This is a genomic window from Neisseria lactamica (assembly GCF_901482445.1).
GTDB classification, from domain to species: domain Bacteria; phylum Pseudomonadota; class Gammaproteobacteria; order Burkholderiales; family Neisseriaceae; genus Neisseria; species Neisseria lactamica.
This window is the reverse complement of the sequence record NZ_LR590477.1, coordinates 1,384,740-1,398,328: the sequence shown is the minus strand read 5'-3', so window position 1 is coordinate 1,398,328 and position 13,589 is coordinate 1,384,740. Positions and strand designations below refer to the sequence as shown.

Annotated in this window: 10 protein-coding genes, 2 tRNA genes, 3 rRNA genes and 2 pseudogenes; 12 read left to right on the top strand and 5 right to left on the bottom strand. The window is 49.8% G+C overall.

The features are described from left to right. Positions 1-8 precede the first annotated feature (8 nt). Both FGL10_RS07385 and FGL10_RS07380 read right to left on the bottom strand, forming a co-directional pair. Positions 9-1,358 carry a replication initiation factor domain-containing protein gene (locus FGL10_RS07385; protein ID WP_003711552.1) on the bottom strand — a complete coding sequence of 450 codons (1,350 nt, stop codon included), beginning with the start codon at positions 1,356-1,358 and terminating at the stop codon, positions 9-11. Next, positions 1,355-1,570: a hypothetical protein gene (locus FGL10_RS07380; protein ID WP_003711415.1), complete on the bottom strand. Its 216-nt coding sequence runs from the start codon at positions 1,568-1,570 to the stop codon at positions 1,355-1,357. Before FGL10_RS07380 ends, FGL10_RS07385 begins: the two co-directional genes overlap by 4 nt. Before the next feature lie 456 nt (positions 1,571-2,026). Here FGL10_RS07380 and rsfS point away from each other — a divergent pair, with 456 nt between their 5' ends. The 5 genes from rsfS (at position 2,027) to coaD (ending at position 4,754) form a co-directional block, all read left to right on the top strand. Further along, a complete protein-coding gene (gene rsfS, locus FGL10_RS07370) occupies positions 2,027-2,413 on the top strand; it encodes a ribosome silencing factor (RefSeq protein WP_002214954.1) in 387 nt (128 codons plus the stop codon). Between the two features lie 53 nt (positions 2,414-2,466). Further along, positions 2,467-2,937: a 23S rRNA (pseudouridine(1915)-N(3))-methyltransferase RlmH gene (gene rlmH / locus FGL10_RS07365; protein ID WP_002251643.1), complete on the top strand. Its 471-nt coding sequence runs from the start codon at positions 2,467-2,469 to the stop codon at positions 2,935-2,937. Between the two features lie 74 nt (positions 2,938-3,011). Beyond that, positions 3,012-3,278, top strand: coding sequence for an oxidative damage protection protein (locus FGL10_RS07360; protein WP_002214948.1), 267 nt, complete (start codon positions 3,012-3,014; stop codon positions 3,276-3,278). 156 nt (positions 3,279-3,434) lie between these two features. After that, positions 3,435-4,118, top strand: coding sequence for a Bax inhibitor-1 family protein (locus FGL10_RS07355; protein ID WP_003711410.1), 684 nt, complete (start codon positions 3,435-3,437; stop codon positions 4,116-4,118). Between the two features lie 123 nt (positions 4,119-4,241). Then, a complete protein-coding gene (gene coaD / locus FGL10_RS07350) occupies positions 4,242-4,754 on the top strand; it encodes a pantetheine-phosphate adenylyltransferase (RefSeq protein WP_036470654.1) in 513 nt (170 codons plus the stop codon). 134 nt (positions 4,755-4,888) lie between these two features. On the opposite strand, the gene FGL10_RS07345 is transcribed toward coaD, so the two are convergent. Continuing rightward, positions 4,889-6,352: a YadA-like family protein gene (locus FGL10_RS07345; protein ID WP_003711407.1), complete on the bottom strand. Its 1,464-nt coding sequence runs from the start codon at positions 6,350-6,352 to the stop codon at positions 4,889-4,891. Positions 6,353-6,439: 87 nt separating this feature from the next. On the opposite strand from FGL10_RS07345, the pseudogene FGL10_RS07340 reads away from it, so the two are divergent. The 7 genes and pseudogenes from FGL10_RS07340 to FGL10_RS07305 all read left to right on the top strand — a co-directional run. Continuing rightward, positions 6,440-6,655, top strand: a pseudogene (locus FGL10_RS07340) (TIGR01621 family pseudouridine synthase); the annotation flags it as partial. Positions 6,656-6,933: 278 nt separating this feature from the next. Then, positions 6,934-8,474: ribosomal RNA gene (locus FGL10_RS07330) — 16S ribosomal RNA — on the top strand. A 100-nt stretch (positions 8,475-8,574) separates the two neighbouring features. Next, a tRNA-Ile gene (locus FGL10_RS07325) sits at positions 8,575-8,651 on the top strand. Between the two features lie 5 nt (positions 8,652-8,656). Beyond that, positions 8,657-8,732 (top strand) — tRNA-Ala (locus FGL10_RS07320). Between the two features lie 361 nt (positions 8,733-9,093). Further along, positions 9,094-11,985: ribosomal RNA gene (locus FGL10_RS07315) — 23S ribosomal RNA — on the top strand. A gap of 96 nt (positions 11,986-12,081) precedes the next feature. Beyond that, positions 12,082-12,195, top strand: a 5S ribosomal RNA gene (rrf, locus tag FGL10_RS07310). Together the 16S, 23S and 5S rRNA genes with 2 tRNA genes alongside form the textbook arrangement of a ribosomal RNA operon. A gap of 34 nt (positions 12,196-12,229) precedes the next feature. Continuing rightward, positions 12,230-12,684 (top strand): annotated as a pseudogene (locus tag FGL10_RS07305) (helix-hairpin-helix domain-containing protein). 438 nt (positions 12,685-13,122) lie between these two features. Here the strand turns inward: FGL10_RS07305 and FGL10_RS12930 are convergent. Continuing rightward, complete coding sequence (locus tag FGL10_RS12930) at positions 13,123-13,212, bottom strand: hypothetical protein (RefSeq protein WP_308029116.1); 90 nt, start codon at positions 13,210-13,212, stop codon at positions 13,123-13,125. Between the two features lie 16 nt (positions 13,213-13,228). After that, positions 13,229-13,432 carry a hypothetical protein gene (locus FGL10_RS12095; protein WP_003714034.1) on the bottom strand — a complete coding sequence of 68 codons (204 nt, stop codon included), beginning with the start codon at positions 13,430-13,432 and terminating at the stop codon, positions 13,229-13,231. Positions 13,433-13,589: the final 157 nt, after the last annotated feature.

The window sequence follows — 13,589 nt, the reverse complement described above, 5'->3', positions numbered from 1 at the left end:
TCTTTGATTTATAGATATTTCCAGTAGTCTAACTGGTCTGATATTTGATACTGCTCTTTGTCGTAATCGCGCTCATGCTGTTTATGCCTGTCTTGCGGATACTCGTATTGCTTTTCCTGATTTAATTCAAACTCTAAGACTTCGATATTCAGGGCGTTTATGGCTTTTTGCTCATCATGGATATAAAAAACACTGGCTTTGCTGCTGTCGTATTCTTCGGGCTGGAGACCTTTGGGATAGCCTTCAACGCCATTAGTTAGGTCTTTGACGATATCTTCGGCCGTCCAACCGATGTCTTTTAAAAAATTGACCCATTTGCCGACTTGCTGCCTTGCGTAAAATTGTTTGTGTTCAAACGTGAGATTGACCTCTTTAACCGTTGAATCCATGCGCTTGGCTTCGCATTTGAATATCTGTTCACAGACGGGATACGCTCCGCCAAGATACGAACCGGCATGAATCAGTATGTCTATGGGGACTTCTATATCTCCGTTTCTGAACTCTGTTTCAAATCGAACCCACGGGCTTGATTTATCGCCTAGCTGTTTGCCTTTTTCGTAAATCCTTGTGTATTTGGCGTTTCCGCGTTTGCCGATGTAGAAGCTTTTGCCGCTGCCGTCTTCGTGTCTCCAAGCAACGCCTTTACATTCGCTTTTCGGGCGGACGTTATGGCAATCAAAAAGGCCGTTATCGTGGTCGGTTAAAGCGTGCTGGGGCGTGTACTCTCCATTGAAAAAATCATGTGATACGTCAACCCTTGTTATTTTTGGCCGGACACACTTTTGCAGAAATTCATAAAGCCTGTTTTCCCAACCGGGTTTTGCTGCTGTGCAGCCGGTGCCGTTCAGCTCTACAAGTATGGTTTCTCTTTGGCCGCCGTAGTGGACTTTGCCATACTCAACATTTTGCGGGCCGAGCTGATAGCAGGACTTATAGAAAAATTTGCCTTTGTAGGGCAGTTTTGCACTGATGCCGAAACCTAGAATTTCCTGCAGCAATTCGCTGTACTTTGCGAGGTACTCGGCATCTGTTACATAGGCTTTTTGGGTTACTTTGGGTATGGATTCCTCATGTATCGTAAATGTGATCTGGTCGATGAATGCACCGTCTTCCCTGCCGCGTCTTAGCGGAATTTCTATCAGACGGCCTTTACCGTCGGTTACGTATTGGGAAAAATATTCAAATTCGACTTGATGCGATTCAAGAATTTCTATGGGCTGTTCCCCACCCTGCAGATTAGGGTTTTTTTGCTCCCCCCCTATTAGCCTAGGGGGGCATTCGACGGCGTGGGTCGTCTGCGGCGCGCAAGGCGCGCCCACACACGCCCCCGCCGTTTCTGCTCTCTCTTCGGCTCTCATGCGGTTTTCTCCTGCTTATCCATAAGAGCCTTGACAGTCAGACGGCCGTATTCTTCGGCTTCTTGCCTTGTTTTATATGTGTTTTGCGGATTTGTAATAGGAAATGCTTTTGTTTCGGTTAATTCGTCATCTACGAAAATACGCACGATGAAAGCGCGTGATTTTTGATATTCGTCTTGATCGGGATTAACGGTATAAAATGCGATGCACATAAGAAAGCCCCTTCACTGGCTAGAGTTAAAGGGGCTTGATGTTTGTAAAGACTTGCGCCCCTTGATGGGGTGCAATATATAAGGGAGTAGCTCTTTTTGTAGCATTTCATCTCCCTAAGATGAAAATGTTTGAGGAATTCCCGAATAAATGGACCTATTTTATGAGTATACCTAAACTCTCTCCTAAAAAGACTTCTGCGGAATACTTTACTAACTTGGTCGAAGAATACATTTACTTTGTACCTATGATGTATAAGTCAGAATTGATTCAATACTTCAGTTTGAAATATAGTGAAACAAAAAGTGAATATCTAAAAGATAGATATAAAAAAATACTAATAATCCTGCGGGATTAGTACTTAATTGAGTAATTTTTGAGGAAAAACATCAACCCGAAAAGTCAAATCAGTAAGGAACGGCTATAATGCCGTCTGAAAACATCCCGTTAGGAACATAATGAACGAACAAGAACTGCAAGACCTGCAAAAAATGGTCGGGGTCGCCGTCAACGCCCTCGAAGACATCAAAGCCAAAGACATTTCCGTTCTCGAAACGCAAGACAAAACTTCGCTGTTTGCCAGAATGATTATCGCCAGCGGCGACAGTACGCGCCAAGTCAAAGCGCTGGCCAACAACGTTGCCGTCGATTTGAAAGAAGCCGGTTTTGAAATCCTCAGCACCGAAGGCGACAGCGGCGAATGGACGCTGGTCGATGCGGGCGACCTCGTCGTCCACGTTATGCTCCCCGCCGTGCGCGACTTCTACGACATCGACACCCTGTGGGGCGGAGAGAAACCGAGTTTTCACGCAGGAATGCAGAAGCCGTGGCACGCGGCAGACTGATTCCCGATGCCGTCTGAATGTTCAGACGGCATTTTCCTGTCAGGGAGAAAGCATTGAACATCACCGTCTTGGCAGTCGGCACCAAAATGCCGCGCTGGGTTGACGAAGCCGTCGCCGAATACGCCAAACGTTTCGGACGCGACGTCGCCTACGCACTCAAAGAAATCAAACCCGAAAAACGCGGTGCGGGCGTGAATGCCGCCCAAGGTATGGCGGCGGAAGAAAAACGCATCCTCGAAGCCGTACCGCAAGGCGCGTTCCTCGTCGTCCTTGACGAACGCGGCAAAGCACCGACCTCCGTCGAGCTGGCGGAACACCTCAAAAGCTGGCAGCAAAACGGCGAACACGTCTGCTTCGTCATCGGCGGCGCGGACGGTATGACCGACCGCCTCAAACAACAGGCGCGCATGATGATGCGCCTGTCCAGCCTCACCCTGCCGCACGGGATGGTGCGCGTCCTTCTGACCGAACAACTCTACCGCGCCGCCTCCATCCTGCACAACCATCCCTACCATCGGGAATAAGAAGGCTTTTGTCCGCACTCCCAATCGGTTAAAATCCCCCCGTTATTTCTGAACACACAGCAAAGGAATCCGCTATGGCACGCATGGTATTCTGCGTCAAGCTCAACAAAGAAGCCGAAGGCATGAAATTTCCGCCGCTTCCCAACGAATTGGGCAAGCGCATTTTTGAAAACGTATCGCAAGAAGCGTGGGCGGCGTGGACGCGCCACCAAACGATGCTGATTAACGAAAACCGTTTAAGCCTCGCCGATCCGCGCGCGCGCGAATACCTGGCTCAGCAGATGGAGCAGTATTTCTTCGGCGACGGCGCGGATGCCGTTCAGGGGTATGTTCCGCAATAAACGGTTTCCTGCTTCAAATAAAAGGCTGTCCGAACCTGTTTCAGACGGCCTTTAAAATACGCCGGACAACTTTATCTTCACGCAACCGGACAAATTTTGACATTGGGCAATGTTAAAATCCCGTTATTTCCAACCGCGCTTTCAGGAGCAGATGATATGCAACACGACGTTTACGACTACACCGCGCATACGGTTTCTAAAAACACCGTCCTGCAGAAAACCTACCGCCTGCTCGGATTTTCATTTATTCCGGCAGCCGCAGGCGCGGCACTTGCCGCCAATGCCGGCTTCAATTTTTACGCCGCCTTCGGTTCGCGCTGGATAGGGTTTGCCGTCGTGCTGGCGTTTTTCTACGGTATGATCCACTTCATCGAGAAAAATCGTTACAGCAATACTGGCGTTACCCTGCTGATGGTATTCACATTCGGTATGGGCGTATTGATCGGCCCCGTGCTGCAATACGCGCTTCATATTGCCGACGGTGCGAAAATCGTCGGCATTGCCGCCACGATGACCGCCGCCGTCTTTTTAACGATGTCCGCCTTGGCGCGCAGGACCCAGCTCGATATGAACGCACTCGGACGCTTCCTGACCGTAGGCGCAGTCATTCTGATGGTCGCCGTAATCGCCAACCTGTTTTTGGGTATTCCCGCACTTGCCCTGACCATTTCCGCCGGTTTTGTCTTGTTCAGTTCCTTAATGGTTATGTGGCAGGTACGCACCGTCATCGACGGCGGCGAAGACAGCCACATCAGCGCGGCACTGACACTGTTTATCTCGCTTTATAACATCTTCAGCAGCCTGCTCAACATCCTGCTGTCCTTAAACGGCGAGGATTGATGCCGGCAAAACGCCGTCCGGCTATGCCGTCTGAAAATGCTTCAGACGGCATTTTACTTTGGGCATACAATACGGATGCACACGCACCAACACACAGCCGGCTATGAGGCTGGGAGGAATCAAATGTTACCGAATACACCGCGCCGCGCCGTTTATGCCGGCAGTTTCGATCCGCCCACATTGGGGCATCTGTGGATGATACGGCAGGCGCAATCTATGTTTGACGAACTCATCGTCGCCATCGGCATTAATCCCGACAAACGCAGCACCTACACGATAGCCGAAAGGCGGGATATGCTGCACGATATTACTAAAATGTTTCCTAACGTCAGAACCGATGTATTTGAAAACCGGTTTTTGGTGCATTACGCCCGTGAGGTAGATGCAGGATTCATCGTACGCGGCATCCGTTCCGCCTCCGATTATGAATACGAACGCTCTATGCGCCACATCAACAGCGACCTCGCCCCCGAAATATCCACCGTATTCCTTATGCCGCCGCGCGAAATCGCCGAAGTATCCTCCACTATGGTCAAAGGATTGGTCGGGCCGGAAGGCTGGACGGAAACCGTCAAAAGATATGTGCCGCCGGCCGTGTATCAAAAAATGATTGCAGAACATCACAAAAATGCCTGACAGAAAGTTCCTGTCAGGCATATTCGGGTTCAAACTTGCTGAGGTGTTGGCAGTTCATTGAATATTATCAAAGGATTGCCGATGATGCACTTTATCATTGGCGATATACCCGGTAAACCGCTATCGCCACAAGGCTACATAGCATTTAGACGGGCTTCTAATTTCTCCAATCGTGCTTTCAATTGGCGATTATCTTGTATCAACTGTTCCATAAGCACCTTATCACTTGTAGCCGGAACACCTTGGCTCGTTCCAAATTTCCAAGTCAGACCTACATTCATCATATGTCCCGTTTTATTGCCTCCGCCTAAAGTTCCGCCCACTTTTACCATAAAGCGGTCATTAACGAAATGGGACAATCCTAATGCCACAGCTTGACGGCCTTTGTATGTGCCGAAACCGACCATAAACTGCGTCGGATTGTTTGCATCATAGGATAACGGGGTCAGTGCCGATAGGGCTGCGCTACTCGCTGCCACACCGTGCACTTCGCTACGCACTGAAAACAGATCCGCCATATTTTGCCCTTGCATCGCTTTCAACTGGCGGACATTGACGGCATCAAAATCATTGGCACCATCATCAACACCCACAATTCTTCTATGGGAAAGTTCTGTAGATTGTGGTGTTTCTTTATAGGCAACAGAGACAACATTATTTTCACTAGCTACTGAACCATACCCCAGTGCCACAGAATTGCTCACACCATCTTTTATTTCACTATAAGATCCTAAACTTACAGAATGATTTCCGTTTGCCCTTGCGTATCGGCCAATGGCAAGCGCGTTTTCCTTAGTCGCTTCAGCCTTATTCCCCACAGCCACCGCAAAATCTGCCTCTGCTTTAGATTGGTTACCGAGACCTACACTGCCTTGCCCCTTTGCCTTACTTTCATTACCCACAGCGGTACTGAAAGCACCGGCAGCTTCTGATTCTACGCCAAGTGCCATTCCCTTTTGTTTCGTTGCTTTTGCTTGTTTTCCCAAAGCAATAGCACCACCTTTGTTAGCCTCTGCTTGATACCCAACAGCAATAGTGTCCGCATAATATGCCGGTCCATTGAACTGTGGGTTCGTTGTTTCGCCTCCTGCTTTGGCTTCTTTACCAATCGCAATACCATGTTCTGCATTTACCCTTGCCTCAGAACCTACCGCAATCCCTTGATCTGCTTTTAGTTTTACTTGTCCTGAATTGCCAATTACAACACTGCCCTCTGCGCTGGCAACACTACTTGGCCCTATCGCCATAGAATTTGGTGCAGAAGCCACAGAACTATGCCCTACTGCATAGGATTTCTCTCCACTGGCAGCAGAATTCGCTCCTAATGCGACCGCATACTTATTCTCTGCCTTACTTTCAGTACCAATCGCTACTGCATTCAATGCCGTTGCCTTTGAAGAAACACCTACTGCAATTCCTTTCGTACCACTGGCAGCGCTTTTTCTTCCTAAAGCAATAGAAAACGCCCCCGATGCTGACGCACCAGTACCCCACGATAATTTATCATTATCTTCTTGCAAAGTAGAACCTGCCCCATAAGAAGAAAAAGCACTCATTAACAAAACACTAGCCGCTATCGCGGTACGACCTACATACATAACATTACCTTATATGATTTCATTCAGTATCAATAGTATAGGATAACTCCCCCCCCCCCCGTCAATCGAAATAATTCTCGTATTTTTCAGTTGGGAATAGCAATGAAAAGCCCGGGCAGTCCTATTTTGGGAGACAGCTTATATGGAGGGACGGAATCCGAGACTATGTTTCTGTATGCATGGAAAATACAATTTACCTATCAATAACAAGAAATCGAAATTACCGCACCTTTGAAAAATACATGGCAGGCTGAAAATATCTCTCATGCGCTGGAAGAATTTTATATGGCAAAAGCAGGTTAATAGATATAAATCAATTTATAAACAATATGATAAGTATTTTTATAAAAATTTTTCAAGAAAACGGTTGACCGCAAATCTCTTCAAGCGTATAGTTCGCGTCTTCGCTGCTGACGAAGCGGCGGTGATGAAGCAGTTCAAACGCTCTTTAACAAAACAGATTACCGATAAGTGTGAGTGCCTTGGGCCTCACACTGTTTGAAAGACAGACAAGATAATGTTTTGAACATTGTCCTGTCGGTTTCTTTGAAGCAGACCAGAAGTTAAAAAAGTTAGAGATTGAACATAAGAGTTTGATCCTGGCTCAGATTGAACGCTGGCGGCATGCTTTACACATGCAAGTCGGACGGCAGCGGGGTAGTGCTTGCACTACTGCCGGCGAGTGGCGAACGGGTGAGTAACATATCGGAACGTACCGGGCAGTGGGGGATAACTGATCGAAAGATCAGCTAATACCGCATATTTTCTGAGGAAGAAAGCAGGGGACCTTCGGGCCTTGCGCTATCCGAGCGGCCGATATCTGATTAGCTGGTTGGCGGGGTAAAGGCCCACCAAGGCGACGATCAGTAGCGGGTCTGAGAGGACGATCCGCCACACTGGGACTGAGACACGGCCCAGACTCCTACGGGAGGCAGCAGTGGGGAATTTTGGACAATGGGCGCAAGCCTGATCCAGCCATGCCGCGTGTCTGAAGAAGGCCTTCGGGTTGTAAAGGACTTTTGTCGGGGAAGAAAAGGTCGGGGTTAATACCCTCGGCTGATGACGGTACCCGAAGAATAAGCACCGGCTAACTACGTGCCAGCAGCCGCGGTAATACGTAGGGTGCGAGCGTTAATCGGAATTACTGGGCGTAAAGCGGGCGCAGACGGTTACTTAAGCAGGATGTGAAATCCCCGGGCTCAACCCGGGAATTGCGTTCTGAACTGGGTGGCTAGAGTGTGTCAGAGGGAGGTAGAATTCCACGTGTAGCAGTGAAATGCGTAGAGATGTGGAGGAATACCGATGGCGAAGGCAGCCTCCTGGGATAACACTGACGTTCATGCCCGAAAGCGTGGGTAGCAAACAGGATTAGATACCCTGGTAGTCCACGCCCTAAACGATGTCGATTAGCTGTTGGGCAGCCTGACTGCTTGGTAGCGAAGCTAACGCGTGAAATCGACCGCCTGGGGAGTACGGTCGCAAGATTAAAACTCAAAGGAATTGACGGGGACCCGCACAAGCGGTGGATGATGTGGATTAATTCGATGCAACGCGAAGAACCTTACCCGGTTTTGACATGTACGGAATCCTCCGGAGACGGGGGAGTGCCTTCGGGAGCCGTAACACAGGTGCTGCATGGCTGTCGTCAGCTCGTGTCGTGAGATGTTGGGTTAAGTCCCGCAACGAGCGCAACCCTTGTCATTAGTTGCCATCATTCAGTTGGGCACTCTAATGAGACTGCCGGTGACAAGCCGGAGGAAGGTGGGGATGACGTCAAGTCCTCATGGCCCTTATGACCGGGGCTTCACACGTCATACAATGGTCGGTACAGAGGGTAGCCAAGCCGCGAGGCGGAGCCAATCTCACAAAACCGATCGTAGTCCGGATTGCACTCTGCAACTCGAGTGCATGAAGTCGGAATCGCTAGTAATCGCAGGTCAGCATACTGCGGTGAATACGTTCCCGGGTCTTGTACACACCGCCCGTCACACCATGGGAGTGGGGGATACCAGAAGCAGGTAGGCTAACCGCAAGGAGGCCGCTTGCCACGGTATGCTTCATGACTGGGGTGAAGTCGTAACAAGGTAGCCGTAGGGGAACCTGCGGCTGGATCACCTCCTTTCTAGAGAAAGAAGGGGCTTTAGGCATTCACACTTATCGGTAAACTGAAAAGATGCGGAAGAAGCTTGAGTGAAGGCAAGGTTCGCTTGAGAAGAGAATCCGGGTTTGTAGCTCAGCTGGTTAGAGCACACGCTTGATAAGCGTGGGGTCGGAGGTTCAAGTCCTCCCAGACCCACCAATAACGGGGGCATAGCTCAGTTGGTAGAGCACCTGCTTTGCAAGCAGGGGGTCATCGGTTCGATCCCGTTTGCCTCCACCAAAACTTTGCAAATCAAAGTAATCCTGTTGCTTTTATTTTTTTATATTTTATAGCAACTTATTTTGATTTGCGGAGTAAAATAACGACGCATCGATCTTTAACAAATTGGAAAGCCGAAATCAACAAACAAAGACAATGAGTTTGTTTTGATTTTTACCCTTTGCAAAGGATAAAAATCTCCCGAGAGGGAAAAGAAGACAAACACAGAATTTGGGTGATGATTGTATCGACTTAATCCTGAAACACAAAAGGCAGGATTAAGGCACAACAAGCAGTAAGCTTTATCAGAGTAGGAATTTCAAGTCTGTTTCCCTAGTCAACGGGTAGACAGACGAAGTCAAAGAAGTTCTTGAAATGATAGAGTCAAGTGAATAAGTGCATCAGGCGGATGCCTTGGCGATGATAGGCGACGAAGGACGTGTAAGCCTGCGAAAAGCGCGGGGAAGCCGGCAATAAGGCTATGATCCCGCGATGTCCGAATGGGGAAACCCACTGCATTCTGTGCAGTATCCTAAGTCGAATACATAGACTTAGAGAAGCGAACCCGGAGAACTGAACCATCTAAGTACCCGGAGGAAAAGAAATCAACCGAGATTCCGCAAGTAGCGGCGAGCGAACGCGGAGGAGCCTGTACGTGATAACTGTCGAGATAGAAGAACAAGCTGGGAAGCTTGACCATAGCGGGTGACAGTCCCGTATTCGAAATCTCAATAGTGGTACCAAGCGTACGAAAAGTAGGGCGGGACACGTGAAATCCTGTCCGAATATGGGGGGACCATCCTCCAAGGCTAAATACTCATCATCGACCGATAGTGAACCAGTACCGTGAGGGAAAGGCGAAAAGAACCCCGGGAGGGGAGTGAAACAGAACCTGAAACCTGATGCATACAAACAGTGGGAGCGCCCTAGTGGTGTGACTGCGTACCTTTTGTATAATGGGTCAACGACTTACATTCAGTAGCGAGCTTAACCGGATAGGGGAGGCGTAGGGAAACCGAGTCTTAATAGGGCGATGAGTTGCTGGGTGTAGACCCGAAACCGAGTGATCTATCCATGGCCAGGTTGAAGGTGCCGTAACAGGTACTGGAGGACCGAACCCACGCATGTTGCAAAATGCGGGGATGAGCTGTGGATAGGGGTGAAAGGCTAAACAAACTCGGAGATAGCTGGTTCTCCCCGAAAACTATTTAGGTAGTGCCTCGAGCAAGACACTGATGGGGGTAAAGCACTGTTATGGCTAGGGGGTTATTGCAACTTACCAACCCATGGCAAACTCAGAATACCATCAAGTGGTTCCTCGGGAGACAGACAGCGGGTGCTAACGTCCGTTGTCAAGAGGGAAACAACCCAGACCGCCGGCTAAGGTCCCAAATGATAGATTAAGTGGTAAACGAAGTGGGAAGGCCCAGACAGCCAGGATGTTGGCTTAGAAGCAGCCATCATTTAAAGAAAGCGTAATAGCTCACTGGTCGAGTCGTCCTGCGCGGAAGATGTAACGGGGCTCAAATCTATAACCGAAGCCGCGGATACGTGCTTGCACGTATGGTAGGGGAGCGTTCTGTAGGCCGATGAAGGCGCATTGTAAAGTGTGCTGGAGGTATCAGAAGTGCGAATGTTGACATGAGTAGCGATAAAGCGGGTGAAAAGCCCGCTCGCCGAAAGCCCAAGGTTTCCTACGCAACGTTCATCGGCGTAGGGTGAGTCGGCCCCTAAGGCGAGGCAGAAATGCGTAGTCGATGGGAAACAGGTTAATATTCCTGTACTTGATTCAAATGCGATGTGGGGACGGAGAAGGTTAGGTTGGCAAGCTGTTGGAATAGCTTGTTTAAGCCGGTAGGTGGAAGACTTAGGCAAATCCGGGTCTTCTTAACACCGAGAAGTGACGACGAGTGTCTACGGACACGAAGCAACCGATACCACGCTTCCAGGAAAAGCCGCTAAGCTTCAGTTTGAATCGAACCGTACCGCAAACCGACACAGGTGGGCAGGATGAGAATTCTAAGGCGCTTGAGAGAACTCGGGAGAAGGAACTCGGCAAATTGATACCGTAACTTCGGGAGAAGGTATGCCCTCTAAGGTTAAGGACTTGCTCCGTAAGCCCCGGAGGGTCGCAGAGAATAGGTGGCTGCGACTGTTTATTAAAAACACAGCACTCTGCCAACACGAAAGTGGACGTATAGGGTGTGACGCCTGCCCGGTGCCGGAAGGTTAATTGAAGATGTGAGAGCATCGGATCGAAGCCCCGGTAAACGGCGGCCGTAACTATAACGGTCCTAAGGTAGCGAAATTCCTTGTCGGGTAAGTTCCGACCCGCACGAATGGCGTAACGATGGCCACACTGTCTCCTCCCGAGACTCAGCGAAGTTGAAGTGGTTGTGAAGATGCAATCTACCCGCTGCTAGACGGAAAGACCCCGTGAACCTTTACTGTAGCTTTGCATTGGACTTTGAAGTCACTTGTGTAGGATAGGTGGGAGGCTTGGAAGCAGAGACGCCAGTTTCTGCGGAGCCGTCCTTGAAATACCACCCTGGTGTCTTTGAGGTTCTAACCCAGACCCGTCATCCGGGTCGGGGACCGTGCATGGTAGGCAGTTTGACTGGGGCGGTCTCCTCCCAAAGAGTAACGGAGGAGTTCGAAGGTTACCTAGGTCCGGTCGGAAATCGGACTGATAGTGCAATGGCAAAAGGTAGCTTAACTGCGAGACCGACAAGTCGAGCAGGTGCGAAAGCAGGACATAGTGATCCGGTGGTTCTGTATGGAAGGGCCATCGCTCAACGGATAAAAGGTACTCCGGGGATAACAGGCTGATTCCGCCCAAGAGTTCATATCGACGGCGGAGTTTGGCACCTCGATGTCGGCTCATCACATCCTGGGGCTGTAGTCGGTCCCAAGGGTATGGCTGTTCGCCATTTAAAGTGGTACGTGAGCTGGGTTTAAAACGTCGTGAGACAGTTTGGTCCCTATCTGCAGTGGGCGTTGGAAGTTTGACGGGGGCTGCTCCTAGTACGAGAGGACCGGAGTGGACGAACCTCTGGTGTACCGGTTGTCACGCCAGTGGCATAGCCGGGTAGCTAAGTTCGGAAGAGATAAGCGCTGAAAGCATCTAAGCGCGAAACTCGCCTGAAGATGAGACTTCCCTTGCGGTTTAACCGCACTAAAGAGTCGTTCGAGACTAGGACGTTGATAGGTGGGGTGTGGAAGCGCGGTAACGCGTGAAGCTGACCTATACTAATTGCTCGTGAGGCTTGACTCTATCATTTGAAGAACTTCAAGGGATAAAAGCTTACCGGCTGATTCAGTCATCACCGAATATATTGATTAAGGCTTTACCGATTTGTAACAGTTTGAGTTTGGCGGCCATAGCGAGTTGGTCCCACGCCTTCCCATCCCGAACAGGACCGTGAAACGACTCAGCGCCGATGATAGTGTGGTTCTTCCATGCGAAAGTAGGTCACTGCCAAACACCCATTCAGAAGACCCCCGGAATCCGGGGGTCTTTGCTTTGTGCGGAAAAAATGTCGGGGGTGGCGGGACGGTATCCGTACGGTGTCCGGCCGGGTTTGCGGAGGAACGGCTTGAAACTTTTGGATATTCATTTTAGAATGGCGCGTTTTATCGTCCGCAGGATGCGGTTTTATTTAAAGGAAAAACCATGAAGAAGATGTTTGTGCTGTTCTGTATGCTGTTCTCCTGCGCCTTCTCCTTTGCGGCGGTAAACGTCAATACCGCCTCGCAGCAGGAGCTGGAGGCGCTGCCGGGGATAGGCCCTGCAAAGGCGAAGGCCATTGCGGAATACCGTGCGCAAAACGGCGCGTTTAAGTCTGTGGACGATTTGACGAAAGTTAAGGGTATCGGCCCCGCGGTGCTGGCGAAGCTGAGGGATCAGGCCTCGGTCGGCGCGCCCGCGCCCAAGGCCCCCGCCAAACCGGCAACGCCCGCAGCTAAAAAATAGGGCGTATGCGCCGACAAAGTGCCGTCCGACCATGGGTCGGGCGGCGTTTTATTATGTGTGTTTTAGAGCGGGGCAGGGTGTGTGGTTTTAATTGGCTATATGCCGTCTGAAAATCGGTTTAAAGGCGGCACTTTTATGCCGTCTCTCATACGCAAGGGAATGGGAACGCTGCGGCTGCGAGGAAACCGTGTTGCTTGAACTTCATACCGGTCATTTTGAATTTGCTGCCATCTGAGACGAGCCGGGTGTTGCGGGTCGTATCGTGGTGTTGCCTTTATTTTGCAGAAAGCTTTAAAAACCGTGTGGCCGGTATGCCGGGAAGCAATTGCTATTTTATTTTTGTTGCGGAGATAGACAGCCGCTTCAGCCCACGGAGTCAGATACCGGTCTTCGCCAGGGTCTTGACGGATTTCGCCGTTTACTTGAAGGGTAAGGCGTTTACCTTTTGGATGTACTGTATTCCAGACCGATACCGCCACGGAAGCGTGTGGATTCGCCGACCGGTTGGGTGTAATAGCCGGCATACACTTTAGTGTTTTGCCTATTACGCTGTTACGTTTGTCGTAGGTATCGTGTATGTCGCTTCAAAACGCATACCGTGGCGTTCCTCAAACGGCATATCCGTACGGAAACCGATAGACGGCGTGCGTTGTTTTTCTTTCAAATCGCTGGCAGCGGCTTTGCTTTTTGTATATCCGTTAGAGATTTTGTATTTTCCCTTGCCGATAAGGTTGGGAACTTCTGCCATTGCGGCGGCAGAAACGGCTGCCAATGAAAGTGCAAGTAAGGTTTTTTCATGTCCTGCTTTCTATAATGAAGATAAGTTAAAAATTTGCGGGGAAATGCCTGTTTATAAATTAAATTATTTTTCTCAAGTAATTCGTTCATTTTCTTTTCAAGGGTTT